The organism is Oleisolibacter albus, from assembly GCF_003336875.1.
In the GTDB taxonomy this organism is placed as follows: domain Bacteria; phylum Pseudomonadota; class Alphaproteobacteria; order Azospirillales; family Azospirillaceae; genus Niveispirillum; species Niveispirillum album.
In genome coordinates, this window is the sequence record NZ_QGNJ01000002.1 from 334,267 (window position 1) to 348,728 (window position 14,462).

15 protein-coding genes are annotated in these 14,462 nt (G+C 67.8%); 9 read left to right on the forward strand and 6 right to left on the reverse strand.

Features of this window, described 5'->3' with window-relative positions; all coding sequences use genetic code 11:
- The first annotated feature begins 129 nt into the window (after window positions 1-129).
- Window positions 130-699, forward strand: a complete 570-nt coding sequence (locus DK368_RS04520; RefSeq protein WP_155524468.1) for a hypothetical protein — start codon at window positions 130-132, stop codon at window positions 697-699.
- 61 nt (window positions 700-760) lie between these two features.
- Here the strand turns inward: DK368_RS04520 and DK368_RS04525 are convergent, their stop codons facing one another.
- The 3 genes from DK368_RS04525 to DK368_RS04535 form a co-directional block, all read right to left on the reverse strand.
- Window positions 761-2,071 carry a spinster family MFS transporter gene (locus tag DK368_RS04525; protein ID WP_114392380.1) on the reverse strand — a complete coding sequence of 437 codons (1,311 nt, stop codon included), beginning with the start codon at window positions 2,069-2,071 and terminating at the stop codon, window positions 761-763.
- A 93-nt stretch (window positions 2,072-2,164) separates the two neighbouring features.
- Window positions 2,165-4,414 carry a TonB-dependent receptor gene (locus DK368_RS04530; RefSeq protein WP_114392382.1) on the reverse strand — a complete coding sequence of 750 codons (2,250 nt, stop codon included), beginning with the start codon at window positions 4,412-4,414 and terminating at the stop codon, window positions 2,165-2,167.
- Window positions 4,415-4,471: 57 nt separating this feature from the next.
- Window positions 4,472-5,299 (reverse strand): alpha/beta fold hydrolase, encoded by an 828-nt coding sequence (locus DK368_RS04535; RefSeq protein WP_114392384.1) that lies wholly within the window; start codon window positions 5,297-5,299, stop codon window positions 4,472-4,474.
- Between the two features lie 161 nt (window positions 5,300-5,460).
- Between DK368_RS04535 and DK368_RS04540 the strand changes: the two genes are divergently transcribed.
- From DK368_RS04540 to DK368_RS04560, 5 genes are all read left to right on the forward strand, one after another.
- Window positions 5,461-6,159, forward strand: coding sequence for a TetR/AcrR family transcriptional regulator (locus tag DK368_RS04540; protein WP_114392386.1), 699 nt, complete (start codon window positions 5,461-5,463; stop codon window positions 6,157-6,159).
- Entirely contained in the window at window positions 6,156-7,697 is a 1,542-nt protein-coding gene (locus DK368_RS04545) for an acyl-CoA synthetase (protein WP_114392388.1), read from the forward strand. The genes DK368_RS04540 and DK368_RS04545 overlap by 4 nt, the downstream gene beginning before the upstream one ends.
- A 28-nt stretch (window positions 7,698-7,725) precedes the next feature.
- The gene (locus DK368_RS04550) at window positions 7,726-8,139 is read left to right on the forward strand and encodes a MaoC family dehydratase (RefSeq protein WP_205028042.1); all 414 of its coding nucleotides are present in this window, start codon (window positions 7,726-7,728) and stop codon (window positions 8,137-8,139) included.
- Window positions 8,139-8,528: a hotdog family protein gene (locus DK368_RS04555; RefSeq protein WP_114392392.1), complete on the forward strand. Its 390-nt coding sequence runs from the start codon at window positions 8,139-8,141 to the stop codon at window positions 8,526-8,528. The genes DK368_RS04550 and DK368_RS04555 overlap by 1 nt, the downstream gene beginning before the upstream one ends.
- 117 nt (window positions 8,529-8,645) lie before the next feature.
- On the forward strand, window positions 8,646-8,885 hold the full coding sequence (locus DK368_RS04560) for a hypothetical protein (RefSeq protein WP_155524469.1): 240 nt from the start codon (window positions 8,646-8,648) through the stop codon (window positions 8,883-8,885).
- An 87-nt stretch (window positions 8,886-8,972) separates the two neighbouring features.
- Here DK368_RS04560 and DK368_RS04565 read toward each other — a convergent pair whose 3' ends face one another.
- A complete protein-coding gene (locus tag DK368_RS04565; protein ID WP_114392396.1) occupies window positions 8,973-9,455 on the reverse strand; it encodes a YchJ family protein in 483 nt (160 codons plus the stop codon).
- An 88-nt stretch (window positions 9,456-9,543) separates the two neighbouring features.
- Window positions 9,544-10,128 (reverse strand): thymidine kinase, encoded by a 585-nt coding sequence (locus DK368_RS04570; protein ID WP_114392398.1) that lies wholly within the window; start codon window positions 10,126-10,128, stop codon window positions 9,544-9,546.
- Between the two features lie 239 nt (window positions 10,129-10,367).
- Here DK368_RS04570 and DK368_RS04575 point away from each other — a divergent pair, with 239 nt between their 5' ends.
- Window positions 10,368-10,574 (forward strand): YgaP family membrane protein, encoded by a 207-nt coding sequence (locus DK368_RS04575; RefSeq protein WP_114392617.1) that lies wholly within the window; start codon window positions 10,368-10,370, stop codon window positions 10,572-10,574.
- 112 nt (window positions 10,575-10,686) lie between these two features.
- Here the strand turns inward: DK368_RS04575 and DK368_RS04580 are convergent, their stop codons facing one another.
- The gene (locus tag DK368_RS04580; RefSeq protein WP_114392400.1) at window positions 10,687-12,747 is read right to left on the reverse strand and encodes a M3 family metallopeptidase; all 2,061 of its coding nucleotides are present in this window, start codon (window positions 12,745-12,747) and stop codon (window positions 10,687-10,689) included.
- Here DK368_RS04580 and DK368_RS04585 point away from each other — a divergent pair.
- Window positions 12,746-13,009, forward strand: a complete 264-nt coding sequence (locus tag DK368_RS04585; protein WP_114392402.1) for a hypothetical protein — start codon at window positions 12,746-12,748, stop codon at window positions 13,007-13,009. The genes DK368_RS04580 and DK368_RS04585 overlap by 2 nt on opposite strands.
- Before the next feature lie 235 nt (window positions 13,010-13,244).
- Entirely contained in the window at window positions 13,245-14,462 is a 1,218-nt protein-coding gene (locus DK368_RS04590; RefSeq protein WP_114392404.1) for an efflux RND transporter periplasmic adaptor subunit, read from the forward strand.

A 14,462-nucleotide genomic window follows, 5' to 3' on the forward strand; every position in this document is an offset into this window, starting at 1 on the left:
GCTTTCAGCCGCCATACCCCCTCTGCGCCGCGGGAATTAACGGAAAATCGCCATTTCTTTGCCTCCTGTTTACCCTTCGCGGCTGGAATGAAGGGGCGAACGGTTGCTCTCCGGCAAAAGGTGATGGCGATGACCCCGATCGAGACCCAGGTGTGTGACGCGTACCGCGCCGGCCACGGCGTCAGCGACATTTCCCGCATGTTCGAGCTGCGCACGGTCGATGTCATCGGCATCGTCCGCACCCACAATGTCCAGCCGCCCGGCATGGGCGTGCGCCGGCCGCAGGTGTCGGCGGCCGTCAGCCCCGATCCGGTGGTGCTGACCCCCGCCGCTCCGCTGCCCCGGCCCGAGCCGGCGGCCATGCCCCCGCCTGTGTCTTCGCCTGTGTCTTCGCCGGTGCCCGCCCCGGCAAGCAGCCGCCCCACCGCCGCCAAGCCGGCGGCCAGGCCGGCCCTCCGGCCCATGCTGGCCGCCGTCGCAGACGACGCCGACTGGGACGAGGAGGACGCGGACGAGGCGGGGCGGCATCACGGCCGTGCCCGCGGCTGGCTGATGCCGGAAGAGGCGGTCGATGCCCTCTATGCCCGGGCCGGCCAGCGTTACCAGGATGTGCTGCTGCGCGCCAGGCCGGCGGCCCGCCCGCCGATGGCGCCGATGCCGTCGCGCTCGGGCCTGATCCTCAGCCGCCGCGCCGCCTGATCCCGGCGTTCCCCGGCGAACTCCCATGGACAGGGCGGCTCCTGCCCATGGGGGGACTGCGTCAGCGGTGCCAGTCCTGCGCCAGCCGGCGCGAGGCCAGCAGGTAGAACCCGGCCGCCAGCAGATAGAAGACCAGCCCGTAGAGGATGGAATAGCGCAGGCTGTCGGCGCCGTAGCGGGGGCCGAGATAGTCGGACAGGGCACCCAGGAACCAGGTGCCGAAGCCGATGCCCAGCAGGTTGTTGACGAACAGGAAGATGGCCGAGGCCGTGGCGCGCATGCCCGGCGGCACCAGATGCTGCACCGCCGACAGGGTCGGCCCCAGCCACATCAGGGCCAGCGCCTGCGGCACCACGAACAGGAAGAAGCCCACGGTCAGGTTGGGGGACAGCACGCCCAGCCCGAAGAAGGGGATGGACAGCAGGAAGGCCGCCGCCGGCACGCGGGCATAGTTGGCGCGGTTGCGCGCACCCAGCCGGTCGGCCAGGGACCCGCCCATCCAGACGCCGATCAGCCCGCCGGCCAGGATGATGCTGCTGAAATAGAGCGACAGGTCCACCAGCCCCAGCCCGTAGCTGCGGGCGAAGAAGGAGGGCAGCCAGAAGGCCAGCCCGTAGCCCAGCACCGAGGAGCAGGAGGCGCCGAAGGCCAGCAGCCAGAAGCTGCGCTTGCCGGCCAGGGTGCGCAGCACCTCGCCCAGGGACGGGGCCGGCAATCTGGCCGCGGCCGGCGGGTCGAACCGGCCGCGCTCCGGCTCGCGCACCGTCAGCTTGAACAGCGGCGCGATCAGCACGCCGGCCAGCCCGCAGGCGATCAGCGCCTCGCGCCAGCCCACGGCATGGGCGATCAGCCCGCCGAACAGCACGCCGGCGGCCATGCCGAGCGGGATGCCGAAGCTGTAGGCTGCCAGGGCGCGGGCCCGCTCCTGCGGCGGGAAATAGTCGGCGATCAGGGAATAGGCCGGGGCGACACCGCCGGCCTCGCCCACACCCACGCCCATGCGGCAGAGGAACAGCTGCCAGAAATTGGTGGCGAAGCCGCACAGTGCGGTGAAGCCGCTCCACAGCGCCAAGGACACCGTCATGATCCAGGTGCGGCTGCGGCGGTCGGCCAGCATGGCGATGGGAATGCCCAGCGCCGTGTAGAACAGGGCGAAGGCCAGCCCGCCCATCAGGCCCAGGCGGCCGTCGCTGAGTCCCAGCTCCGCCTTGATGGAGGTGGCCAGGATGCCGATGATCTGCCGGTCCAGGAAGTTGAAGATGTAGACCAGGATCAGGATGGCCAGCACATAGTAGCGATAGCCGCTCCGCGGGTCGGCCGCGGCGGCCGGGGCCGGCACGGGTACGGGTTTGGCGCTGGTGATATCCGCCATGCATTTCCTCCCAGGTCGCTCCGGGCGGGTTGGCTCCCGCCGGAATGGTGGGCGCCGGGGCATGTGCCACCGGCGCCGGGCGCGGTGCAAGGTTTAGAACCGCGCTTCCAGACTGAGGGTATAGGTCCGCGGCGGTCCGTAGAAGCCGATATCGGATGCGGCGATGGCGCCGAACGGGTAGCCGCCCACCCGGTAGCGGGCATTGCCCAGGTTGCGGCCGTGCAGGCCGACACGCCAGGTGTCGCTGGCGGAGGTCCAGACCAGGCTGGCGTCCCACAGCGTGTAGCCGTTCTCGTCCAGCAGCGGGTTCGGCGTCTCGAACAGGGAATAGGCGCTGCGGTGGGAATAGGTGCCGGTCAACGCCAGCGCTCCCGCCCCCTCCGGCAGGTCGTGGGTATAGCGCAGGGAGAAATTGGTGCTCCAGTGCGGGGTGTTCTGCAGCACGCGGCTGTCGGACACGTCCACCTCCTGCCCCAGCACGGCGTTGTAGGTGATGAAATCCTTGAACTTGCTGTCGATGTAACCGACCACGCCGGTGGCCGTCAGCGACGGCAGGATGCGCAGCTCGCCCTCCAGCTCGAAGCCCTTGAGGTCGGTTTCGCCCACATTCTCGATCAGGCTCTGGATCTGCAGCGGCGTGGTGTTGGGGATGGCCACCTGGGACGAGATCTGCTGGCCCTTGTAGACCGAATAGAAGCCGGCCGCGTTCAGCGTCAGCCGGTCGAAGAAGGTGCCCTTGGCGCCCAGCTCGTAGGATTCGATCTTCTCCGGCCCGTAGCCCTCCACCGTGCGCGGGGACAGCAGTGCGTCGCCGCGCATGTCGAAGCCGCCGGACTTGAAACCCTTGCTGTAGGAACCGTAGACGGTCAGATCGGGGTTGATCTTGTAGCTCAGGCTGGCGCGCGGGGTGAACTGGCGGAAGGTCTTGTCATTGTCGTAGTCGGTGCGGATCTGGGTCGGTGCGCGCGGTGTGCCGCCCAGTTCCGGGCTACGGATGCCGGTATAGACGGCGCGGAAGACACTGCCCTCCTTGTCGTCGATGGTGTAGCGGGCCCCCAGCGACAACGACAGGTCCGGCAGCACCTCGTAGCTGGCATCGGCGAAGGCGGCGTAGCTCTTGGTCTTGACCTCGCCGGAGGTCAGCGTCGTCGCCACGCTGGCGATGGTGTCGAAGGCGCCGGAGGCGGTGGCATCCATGTAGAACAGCCCGGCCACGCCCTGCAGCTTCTCGCCCTCGTACAGGACCTGGAGTTCCTGGCTCAGCTGGTCGTCCTTGTAATAGGCGGGCACGTCCAGGAAGGGCTGGGGCAGGTTGTCGAAGTCGATGCTGGTGTCGGTCTGTCCCTTGCGGTAGGCGGTGACGGATTTCAGGGTCACGCTGTCATTGACCGTCCATTCGCCGGTCAGCGACACACCCTTGTTCTCCACGTCATTGTCGTCGCCCAGCCCGGCATAGGTGTCGTACTCGTCCTCCAACACGGGATAGGTGACGGCACCCACGGTGAAGGGCCGCTCGCGGTGGCCGTGGCGGGCGTTGGAGCGGTCGTCGGTCTTGTCCGCCGCCAGCCGGATGAAGATGTCCTCGGTCGGGGTCAGTTCCAGCGACAGGCGGCCGGCATTGATGTCCTTGTTGTAATGCTCGGCCCCCGTGGTCAGGTTGCGGCCGAAACCGTCGCGGCGATAGACGGCGAAGGCGCCGCCCAGGGCCACCTTGTCGCCGATGGGCGTGCCGAAGCTGCCGATGACGTCGCGCTGCTCATAGCTGCCCACATTGAGCTTCAGTGTGGCGCTGGCCTCGTCGCCGATGCGCCTGGTCACATATTTCACGGCCCCGCCGATGGTGTTGCGGCCATAGAGCGTGCCCTGGGGGCCGCGCAGCACCTCGATGCGCTCGATGTCGAAAATGTCCAGCACGGCACCCTGGGGCCGGGCGATGTAGACATCGTCCACATACAGCCCGACGCCGGGCTCGAAGCCCCAAAGCGGGTCTTGCTGGCCGACGCCGCGGATGAAGGCGATCAGGGTGGAGTTCGACCCGCGCGCCACCTGCATGGTCAGGTTGGGCGTGCTCTGCTGCAGGGCTGTGATATCGGGACTGCCCTTGAGGTCCAGCGCCTCGGCCGTGAAAGCGGACACGGAGACCGGCACATCCTGCAGCGTCTCCGACCGGCGGCGGGCGGTGACGACGATCTCGTCCATGGTGCTGGTTCCGGCACTGGCGGTGGCATCGGCCGGCAGGGTGGTGCCGGGGATGGTCTGGGCCAGGGCGGTCCAGGCCGGCAGCGCCACCAGCGCGGCACCGGCCAGCAGCAGGGCCTTTCTGGTGTGGATCACGGTGGTCATGGTTGTTCCTCCCCTTCCTCGTTCTTGTTTCTGCGCCCGGTTTGTCCGGGTCGCGTCTCACGGCGCGCCGGGCAGGCCGGCGATGAAGTCACGCAGAACGGCGGTGAAGGCCGCCGGCTCCTCCAGCTGCGGGGCATGGCCGGAGCACTCGAACAGGGCCAGACGGGCCTCCGGCCGGCGGCGGGTCAGCCACTGGATGGTCTCTGCCCCGTAAAGTTGGCTCTGCCTTCCATGGGCCAGCAGCAGCGGCAGGGTCGGCAGCGCGTTCCGGCAGTCGGCGGCGGCCAGCGAGGTCCACAGGGACGCCATGGCCGCCGCGTCGCAGGCGGCGATCTGGTCTTCGGTCCAGGCCACCAGGGCCGGATCGGTGGCGGCCCGGCCGGGGGCGAAGATGCGGCGGGCGATGCGTGGGGCCAGGACCGGCCAATGCTCGGCCAGCGCCGGGGTCGCCGGGACGGGGTGGCGTCCGCTGCCGCGCAGACCGGCGCTCCAGTCCGGGCCGTTCAGCACCTTGGGGCTCATGTCGATGCTGACCATGCCGGCCAGGCCGGGCGCCGCCCCCTCCGCCAGGGCCCGCCACAGGACCAGGGCCCCCAGCGACCAGCCCACGGCCACCACGCCGGTCAGGTTCAGTGCCGTCAGCAACTGGCCAAGGTCGTCGGCAAGGACCTGGACCGTCGGGGGCGGCGCGGTTGCCGGCAGGCGGGAGCGGCCATGGCCGCGCAGGTCGGGCAGGATCAGGCGGAAGCTGCCGGCCAGGGCCTCGACCTGGGGCGCGAAGAAGCCGGCATGGGTGGCCCAGCCGTGCAGCAGCAGCAGCGGGCGCCCCGATCCCAGATCGTCATAGGCCAGCCGCGCCCCATCACGGGCCACGAAGTCCGCCATCCCCGGTCATCCTCCCCATGGCCCTCGCCGCCCTGCCGCGGTGTGTCCCGCGTGTCGGGGCTTGCGCCGGCGCACCCGCCTGGAGTGCTCTTGTTCGTTGCCGGTGAGCTTGCATAGAAGTGAAACCTGAGTCAATGTTCAAGTTTGTAGGAGGAGGCAACATGATCGATGCCAGCGACGCAAGTCTTCCGCCGGCCGCCGAACCGGTTGTCAGTGTGGAGGCGATCCAGCCGGACAAGACCCCGCGCACCGAGCGGGGCAAGCGCACGCTGCGCCGGTTGCTGGATGCCGCGGCCGCCGAGTTCGGCGAGCGCGGCTATCACGAGGCGTCGATCAGCGGCATCACCCAGCGGGCCGGGGCGGCGCTGGGCACCTTCTATACCTACTTCGACAGCAAGGAGCAGGTGTTCCGCGCCCTGGTCGACCATATGGGCCGGCTCACCCGGCAATGGATTGCCGACCGGGTGGCAGCGGCGCCCGACCGCATCACGGCGGAACGGCTGGGGTTGGAGGCCTTCATCACCTTCGCCCGCAGCCACAAGGATCTGTACCGCATCGTCATGGAGGCGCAGTTCGTCGCCGAGGACGCCTATCGTGCCTATTACCGGGTCTTCGCCGAAGCCTACCGCCGCAACTTGGCGCTGGCGGGCAGCCGCGGGGAGATCCGTCCCGGCGCCGACGAGGAGCGGGCCTGGGCCCTGATCGGGATGAGCGTGTTTCTGGGCCTGCGCTACGGTATCTGGGACGACAGCCGTCCGGCGGCGGAGGTGGCTGCCGCCGTGGCCGACCTCATCGCCCATGGGCTGACGCCGGCCATGGGGGCTGCCCAGACGGGGCCGGCGACGGGACCCAAGCCATGATGGGCGACCTGTTCGACATCACGGCCAAGCGGGCGGAACTGACGCCCGACCGCATCGCCCTGGAGGAACTGGCCACGGGACGGCGCATCAGCTACCGCGCGTTGGAGCAGCGGACCGGCCGCGCCGCCGGCCTGCTGGCGGCGGCCGGGGTGGGGGAGGGGGATCGGGTCGGGCTGCTCTGCCGCAACCGCATCGCCTTTTTCGAACTGCTGTTCGCCTGCGCCCGGCTGGGGGCCATCGCCGTGCCGCTGAACTGGCGCATGCCGCCGGCCGAACTGGCGCCGCTGCTTGCCGACTGCGCGCCGCGGCTGTTGCTGGCCGGGGCGGAGGATCGGGACACGGCTCTGGCCGCGGCCGGGATGGCAGCTGGGGACGGCTGCCCCGTGATCGGGCTGGATGACCCCGGTCCCCAGGGCTATGAGGCACTGCTTGCCGCCGCCGCACCGCTGGCCGGCCGTGTGCGCTGGCCCGGCGATGGCATCTGGTACCTGCTCTACACCTCCGGCACCACCGGTGTGCCCAAGGCGGTGATCTACACCTTCGCCATGGCGCTGGTGAATTACGTCAATATCAGCCAGGCCGTGGATCTGCGCCGCGACGACCGCACGCTCTGCTTCCTGCCGCTGTTCCACACGGCCGGGATCAACCTGCATGCCCTGCCGACGCTGATGATCGGCGGGCAGGTACTGGTGCTGCCGGGTTTCGATGCCGGTCGGGTCATCGATCTGCTGGCCGAGGGGCGGCTGGACGCCCTGTTCGCCGTACCCGCCGTCTATCAGGACCTGGCGCTGCATCCCCGCTTCACCACGGTGGATCTGTCACGCCTGCGCCATTGGGGCTGTGGCGGCGCCCCGCTGCCGGACGTGCTGGTGCAGCGCTATCTGGAGCGTGGCGTGCGCGTCTGCAACGGCATGGGCATGACCGAGACCGGCCCCACTGCCTTCCTGATGGATGCGGACCGGGCGGCGGAGAAGATCGGCTCCGTCGGCAAGCCGCAACTGCTGGTGACCGTGCGCATCGTCGACCCGGACGGGCGCGACGTGCCGGACGGGAAGGCGGGGGAGCTGTGGTTCGGTGGCCCCGGCCTGACCCCCGGCTATTGGCAGCGGCCCGATGCCACCGCTGCCGCCTTCACGCCTGATGGCTGGTTGCGCTCCGGTGACATCGCGCGGCGCGATGAGGACGGCTATTACGTCATCATCGGCCGATTGAAGGAGATGTTCATCTCCGGTGGGGAGAACGTCTATCCCGCCGAGGTGGAGAATGTGCTGGCCCGGCATGGGGATGTGCTGGAGGCTGCGGTCATCGGTGTGCCCGATCCGCGGTGGGGCGAGGTGGGGCGGGCCTATCTGCGGCTGCGGCCGGACGGGACTGTGCCGACGCCGGAGGATCTGGCCGCCTTCTGCCGGGCGCATCTGGCCGCCTACAAGGTGCCGAAGAGCTTCGTCATCCTCGAGGAATTCCCACGCACCGCCGCCGGCAAGGTGCAGAAGCACCGGCTGAGCAGTTGGAGCGGTTCGGGCTGGGGGAGCGGCTGATGGGGATGCCAGATGGAGGGGAGGTCCGATGGAGGGAGACGTAATGCAGGACGGCATCAGCCTGGACCGTATGCTGACCCAGGCGGAGTTCGACCGCTTCGCCCGCCTGTCCGGCGACGACAACCCCATCCATGTGGACCCGGATTTCTCCGCCCGTACCCGCTTCGGGCGCACGGTGGCACATGGGGTGTTGCTCTATTCCATCCTGCGCGGCCTGGCCGACCGGCTGGTCCCCGGCGGGCGCCAGCTATGGCAGCAGGTGCGTTTCCCCGCGCCAAGCTATGCGGGGGAGCCGCTGCGCTTCGCCGTGCGGGTGGAGCGACGCCAGGAGGACCGGGTGCTGCTGGCCCTGTCGGTGACGCGGCTGGCTGACGGCGTGGTGACCTGCGATGGGCAGATGGAAATTCAAGTGTCGGAACCGGGGATCGGGGAGGCGGCGTGATGCCGGTGCGGGAGGGGGATCGCGCGGCACTGACCCGTGCCTTCCAGGCGGCCGATGTGGCCGACTATCTGGATCTGGGGGGGGCGCCGGTGGCGGCTGGACAGGTGCCGGAGCCGCTGATCGGCGCCCTGTTCTCCACCCTGTTGGGCATGCGTCTGCCGGGCATGGGTACCAACTATCTGAAGCAGGAGACGGTGCTGCACGCCCCGGCCCGGGTGGGGGAGGTGCTGACAGCCACGGTGACGGTGACACGGCTGCGGCCGGACAAGCATCTGGTGGATCTGGACACGCGCTGCACCGGCGAAGGGGATCGCGTTATCGCTGAGGGGCGGGCACTGGTTTTCGTGCGGGATGTCGGTGCGGCAATTAGGGCTGTGCAAAAGGATTGAGTGTTTCAGCTTCTATAAAGAATGCACCCTTGCCCGGCACATCTGCCATTCGACCCAATCGATTGCACGAATATATTGCGATCCGCTAGCTTGGCCTCAGCCAAGGAGTGAAGATCCGTGTCCCCATTGTTGTATGCCGTTCTTGAACGCCTGCCGGTCATGAGCGATCCTGGCCGTATCACCTGCGGAATTCCGGCGGCGTCGGACATCGACTGGATCGGGCGGCGGCGGGATCAGATCGAGACGGCGCGGCGGCGGGATGCCACGCTGGATTTCTGGCTGGGCACTGGACAGATGGTACCACTGCCGGGCGTTCCCGACCTGCCGGAAACACCCAAGCCCTCGCGGCCGCGCTGAAGAGGCTCCTCCCGCCGCGGCGCCTGTAAGGGCTGTCGACCGGTCACGGTCGACAGCCGCCGATGACAGGATGTCAGACCGCCGGGATCAGCTCGCCCCGTGGCACTTCTTGTACTTCTTGCCGCTGCCGCAGGGGCAGGGATCGTTGCGGCCGATCTTCTGCACGCTGCGCGGGCGCGGCCCCATGATCCCGTCCACATACCACCAACGCCCGTCGCGCTGCTGGAAGCGGCTGGACTCGTGGTGGACGTAATCCTTGTTCTGAATGCGGAAGTGGGCGACGAACTCGACCCAGCCTTCCTCGTCACCGGGCTTGCCGCCCTCGGTGCTGCGGATCTCCAGCCCGGTCCACTGACTGCCGGTGGCCCATTCCTCGGCCTGTTTGCGGTCGAAGTCGGCGCGGGTCTCCGGCAGCAGGGTCTGCTCCAGATAATCCACATTGGCCTGGGTGAAGGCGGCGTAGCGGCTGCGCATCAGCGCTTCCGGCGTCGGCGGCACGGCGGTTCCGGCCAGATAGGGGCCGCAGCAATCGTCGAACGCGCGGCCGGAGGTGCAGGGGCAGGCAGTCATCACATCGATCCACAGGAACGGAAGGCGCGGCGCGTTCCTACACCATCGTGGTGTCCTGCGCCAGTGGCGGTGGGACCGGCCCGGCCGGTCAGATATCCAGCGACAATTCGGTGCCCGGTCGGTTGCTGTGGTCATGCCAATGCAGGTTGCAGCGCGGCTCGTACAGGTCGGCCTGGCCCAGTTCCAGCCGGCGGTCGTTGCGGTGCTTCTTGAAGCTCTTGCTGGCGTCCTGGCCGCAGACGGCGCAGCGGGCGCGCAGCTTGACGGCGATGTCGGCCATGCCCAGCAGCGTGGCCGTCACCGGGAAGGGCTGGCCGCGCCAATCCATGTCCAGGCCCGACACATGCACGTCGATGCCGCGCAGCAGCAGAGCGCGGATGTTCTCCACCAGATCGCCGTTGAAATGCGGGGCGCAGCAGAACTGCACCTCGTCGATGAAGACGGCGGAGACATCATCCGCCACGTCCGGCATCTCGGTGATGGGCTGGGCATCGAAGCCGATGCCGTCATGGTTGACCACGCGGTCCTGGCCGTAGCGCACGTCGAAGGCCGGCTTCAGCAGCAGGATGCGGGCGCCGGTGCCATGGATATGCCAGAGCGCCCGTTTCAGGATTTCGGTGGATTTGCCCGAGAACATCGGGCCGCAGATCACTTCCAGCTTGCCATAGCGCACGGCGGTTCCTCCGGCGGAAAACCCGCCCCTCTATAGCGGGCCGGACGCGGAGTTCCAACGGCGGCAACGACGCGGGAGCGAGGATAAGCATGCGTAGTTGCGAATATTCGTTATAAAGCATATATAAGGGCTGGTGCTGCTCCGGTTCCGTGGCCCGTCCGGCTTTTGCGAGTTGTCAAACCGCGGAATCGGAGCGGCCACTAGGCTGGCGGCGTGGATTCGATGTGGAGGAGGAGACGATGACGAAGAACATTGGCGGTCTTGACCGCGCGCTACGGCTGGTGGCCGGGCTGGTGCTGCTGTCCCTGTTGCTGGTGCTGGAGGGCGATGCCCGCTGGTTCGGCCTGATCGGACTGGTGCCGCTGGCCACGGGCCTGATGCGCTGGTGCCCGCTCTACACGCTGCTGGGGATCAAGACCTGTCCGGTGCGCAGCCAGCTGTCGTAAATCCCGCGCGGCGCGATCCGAGCCAGCGGACGATGGTGCTCGGGCGCCAGACAGGAAAAGGGCCGGACCCCGCTGGTCCGGCCCTCTCTCCATAGCGCGATGGGCTGACGGATCAGTTGGTGCGTGGCACCGCCGTGTTGAGACCGCGCATTTCCAGCAGCGCATCGACCTTCGGCGGACGGCCGCGGAACTTCACATAGGTTTCCATCGGGTCGCGGGTGCCACCGACGGAATAGATGTTCTCGTACAGCTTCCTGGCCGTGGCCGGATCGAAGATGTCGCCAGCCTCCTTGAAGGCGTTGAAGCCGTCGGCATCCAGCACCTCCGCCCACATGTAGCTGTAATAGCCGGCGGAATAGCCATCGCCCGACCAGATGTGGCTGAAATGCGGGGTGCGGTGGCGCATCACCACCTCGTCCGGCATGCCGATCTTCTTCAGCGTTGCCACCTCGAAGGCATCCACATCCAGGTCCTTGGCGTCGGTCAGCTTGTGGAACTCCAGGTCCACCAGCGCCGAGGACAGGTACTCGATGGTGGCGAAGCCCTGGTTGAAGTTACGGGCGGCCAGGATCTTCTCCAGCAGCTCCTTCGGCATGGGCTGGCCGGTCTTGTAGTGGACGGCGAAGCGCTGAAGGATTTCCGGCTCGGCCATCCAGTGCTCATAGATCTGCGACGGCAGCTCGACGAAGTCGCGCAGCACGCTGGTCCCGGACAGGTAGGGATAGGTGGTGTTCGACAGCAGCCCGTGCAGCCCGTGGCCGAACTCGTGGAACAGAGTTTCGGCATCATCGAAAGACAGCAGCGTCGGTTCGCCGGCCGCGCCCTTGGCGAAATTGTTGTTGTTGACGACGATCGGGCGGATGTCGCCGCGCAGCTTCTCCTGGTCGCGGTAGCTGCTCATCCAGGCGCCGCTGCGCTTGGAGGCGCGGGCGAAATTGTCGCCGTAGAAGATGCCGACCAGCTTGCCGTCCTTGTCCTTCACCTCCCAGGCGCGCACATCCGCCTGGTACTTCGGAATGTCCTTCAGCTCGGTGAAGGTGACGCCGAACAGGCGGTTGGCGGTGTAGAACATCGCCTCGATCATCTTGTCCAGCTGGAAGTAGGCTTTCACCTCGGCCGCATCGAGGTCGTACTTGGCCTTGCGCACCTTCTCGGCGTAGTAGCGCCAGTCCCACGGCTCGATCTTGATGGCCTGACCTTCGGCCTTGGCGGCGGCCTGCAGCTCGTCGCGCTCCTCGCCCACGCGGACGCGGGCCGGCCCCCAGACCTGCATCAGCAGATCCTCGACGGCCTGGGGCGTCTTGGCCATGGTGTCGGCCAGCTTGAAGTCGGCGAAGGTCTTGTAGCCCAGCAGGTTGGCGCGCTCGATGCGCAGCTGGACGATTTCCTTGATGATGGCCTTGTTGTCCTGGGCGTCGTTGTTGTCACCACGCATGATCCAGGCCTTGAACGCCGTCTCGCGCAGATCGCGGCGGGCGGAGAAGGTCAGGAACGGCTCAATGGAGGAGCGGCTGAGGGTGATAACATGCTTGCCCTTCAGTCCGCGCTCCTCCGCCGCCTGGGCAGACGCGGCCAGCAGGAAGTCCGGCAGGCCGGCGAGATCCTCGGGCTTGTCCAGGACCAGCGTATAATCCTTCTCGTCCTGCAGCACGTTCTGGCCGAACTGGGTGGACAGAACGGCCAGGCGCTGGGTGATTGCGGCCATGCGGGTCTTGGCTGCCTCGTCCAGCTGGGCGCCGGCGCGCACAAAGGACAGGTGGTAGCGCTCCAGCACCCGCTTCTGCTCCGGGGTCAGCGTCAGCTGCTCACGCGTCTGGTACAGCGCGTCCACCCGCTTGAACAGCACCGGGTTCAAGTCGATCTCGCTGCCATGGGCGGCCAGGACCGGCGCCATCTCGCGCTGGATGGCCTGCAACTGGTCGTTGGTGTGTGAGGATGTCAGATTGTAGAAGACCTTCGACACCCGGTCCAGGCTGGCGCCGGCCTTCTCCATCGCGTCAATGGTGTTGGCGAAGGTGGGCGCGGATGTGTCGGCGACGATAGCCGCGATCTCCGCCTTGTGCTGGGCGATGGCGCGCTCGAAGGCCGGCTTGAAATGCTCCGGCTTGATCTGCTCGAAGGGAGGAACGCCGAACGGGGTCTTCCAATCCTGGAAGAACGGGTTGCTGCTCATGGTTGCCTTGCTCGAAGCCTTGGTCGCAGACGCGGCCGAAGCCTTGTCTGCCGCCTTATCCACTGCTGCCATGGAAGAAGACACGCCCGCGCCCACCATGGTCAGGATGAGGGCTGAGACCCCCGCCGTCAAAACCGATTTCACCTTCACAGTCCCCCTGGTCGTGACTTTGATTGGATTGATTGTGCCCATGGGGCCTGCCGTCCGGGCGACATGCAACAGCCGTAACGTCACCGTTACAATCGGCAACCTTGGATGTTAAATTTACATAGCATGCCACTGTTTTGGTTTGAAGTGGTCGGGTGAAGCGCCCGGAATTCCTGACTTTTTCCGGTTACAGTCCGTCACAAGCCGGCTTCTTCTCCGATACATGCATCCCGTGTATAGTCCGGACCGAACCGTGATTCCTGATCGTGCCTGCTCCCGCACGCCTGGGATCGACCGGGGCGGTCCTCTGCCAGTGGCCGGCCCAACCCTTCTTCCAAGGTGGCTTCCCCATGAGCGTCCCTTCCGTCGAGCCGCGTCTCCGCCCGGCTGCCGCGTCGATCAGCGCGGCTGCTGCTGTGGTGGGCCGGCGCCGGCCCCGCCTGTGGATCTGGCTGCTGGGCGGTGTGGCCGTGGTGGCCGTGGTTGCGGTGGGCTACAAGGTCATGGGACCGAAGCCGCCGCCGGTGGCGGCTCCGGCCAGCCAGGCTGCGGCCCTGACAGTCACGGCAGCGCCAGTGGAGCAGGGCGTGGTCCGCCGCACCCTGCTGGTGACCGGATCGCTGGCCGCCTGGGACGAGCTGCCCATCGGTACCCAGACCAGCGGCCTTGCTATCGTCGAGGTGCTGGTGGATGAGGGTGATGCGGTCAAGGCCGGGCAATTGCTGGCCCGTTTCGATGACAGCGAGCTGAAGGCCGATCTTGCGGCCAAGGAGGCCTCGCTGCGTGAGGCCCAGGCTACGGCGGAGGAGGCCCTGACCAATACCCGCCGAGCCGAGGAACTGTCCAAGACCGGCGCCATCAGCGTGCGTGAGCTGGACAGCCGCCGCGCCACCGCCGCCACTGCCCAGGCCCGTGTCGGCGTGGCCGAGGCGGCACGGATGCAGGCCCAGGTCCGGGTGAAGCAGACCGAGGTGCGGGCGCCGACCGATGGCACCATCACCCGGCGCAATGCCCGGCTGGGGGCGGTGATGTCTGCCGGCGGGACAGAGCTGTTCCGCCTGATCCGCGAGGACCGGGTGGAGCTGGTGGCCGATGTACCGGAGATGGATCTGCGCGATCTGGTCGTTGGCCAGCCGGTCAGCCTGTCGGTGGACGGCAGCAGCGAGGCCGCGGTCGGCACCATCCGCCTGATCTCCCCCGTGGTCGATCCCAAGACGCGGCTGGGCACGATCAAGGTCGATGTGCCGAAATCCCGCCTGCTGCGTCCCGGCATGTTCGTCGGCGGTCGGGTGGAGACCGGCACCATTCAGGCCCCGCTGGTTCCGGCTGGGGCCCTGGTCTACAAGGATTCCAAGCCCTTGGTCTTCACTCTGGGCGAGGGCGACAAGGTGCAGATGCGCGCCGTGGAAACCGGGCCGCTGGAAGGCGGGCGCGTCGCCATCCTGAAAGGGGTGGCGACTGGCGACCGTGTCGTCGTGGCCGGTGCGGGCTATCTCAAGGACGGGGATGTGGTGACCGTGGCCGCCGTGCCAGACATCCCGGTCCGGCCCCTGCCGACGCAGCCCTGA

Bases quoted from the DNA above. Each gene is read 5' to 3' on its own strand.
- DK368_RS04575 (WP_114392617.1), top strand. From the start codon at position 10,368: ATGACGAAGAACATTGGCGGTCTTGACCGCGCGCTACGGCTGGTGGCC.
- DK368_RS04565 (WP_114392396.1), bottom strand. From the start codon at position 9,455: ATGACTGCCTGCCCCTGCACCTCCGGCCGCGCGTTCGACGATTGCTGC.
- DK368_RS04590 (WP_114392404.1), top strand. From the start codon at position 13,245: ATGAGCGTCCCTTCCGTCGAGCCGCGTCTCCGCCCGGCTGCCGCGTCG.
- DK368_RS04580 (WP_114392400.1), bottom strand. From the start codon at position 12,747: ATGAGCAGCAACCCGTTCTTCCAGGATTGGAAGACCCCGTTCGGCGTT.
- DK368_RS04535 (WP_114392384.1), bottom strand. From the start codon at position 5,299: ATGGCGGACTTCGTGGCCCGTGATGGGGCGCGGCTGGCCTATGACGAT.
- DK368_RS04540 (WP_114392386.1), top strand. From the start codon at position 5,461: ATGATCGATGCCAGCGACGCAAGTCTTCCGCCGGCCGCCGAACCGGTT.
- DK368_RS04525 (WP_114392380.1), bottom strand. From the start codon at position 2,071: ATGGCGGATATCACCAGCGCCAAACCCGTACCCGTGCCGGCCCCGGCC.
- DK368_RS04520 (WP_155524468.1), top strand. From the start codon at position 130: ATGACCCCGATCGAGACCCAGGTGTGTGACGCGTACCGCGCCGGCCAC.
- DK368_RS04585 (WP_114392402.1), top strand. From the start codon at position 12,746: ATGGTTGCCTTGCTCGAAGCCTTGGTCGCAGACGCGGCCGAAGCCTTG.
- DK368_RS04550 (WP_205028042.1), top strand. From the start codon at position 7,726: ATGGAGGGAGACGTAATGCAGGACGGCATCAGCCTGGACCGTATGCTG.
- DK368_RS04545 (WP_114392388.1), top strand. From the start codon at position 6,156: ATGATGGGCGACCTGTTCGACATCACGGCCAAGCGGGCGGAACTGACG.
- DK368_RS04555 (WP_114392392.1), top strand. From the start codon at position 8,139: ATGCCGGTGCGGGAGGGGGATCGCGCGGCACTGACCCGTGCCTTCCAG.
- DK368_RS04530 (WP_114392382.1), bottom strand. From the start codon at position 4,414: ATGACCACCGTGATCCACACCAGAAAGGCCCTGCTGCTGGCCGGTGCC.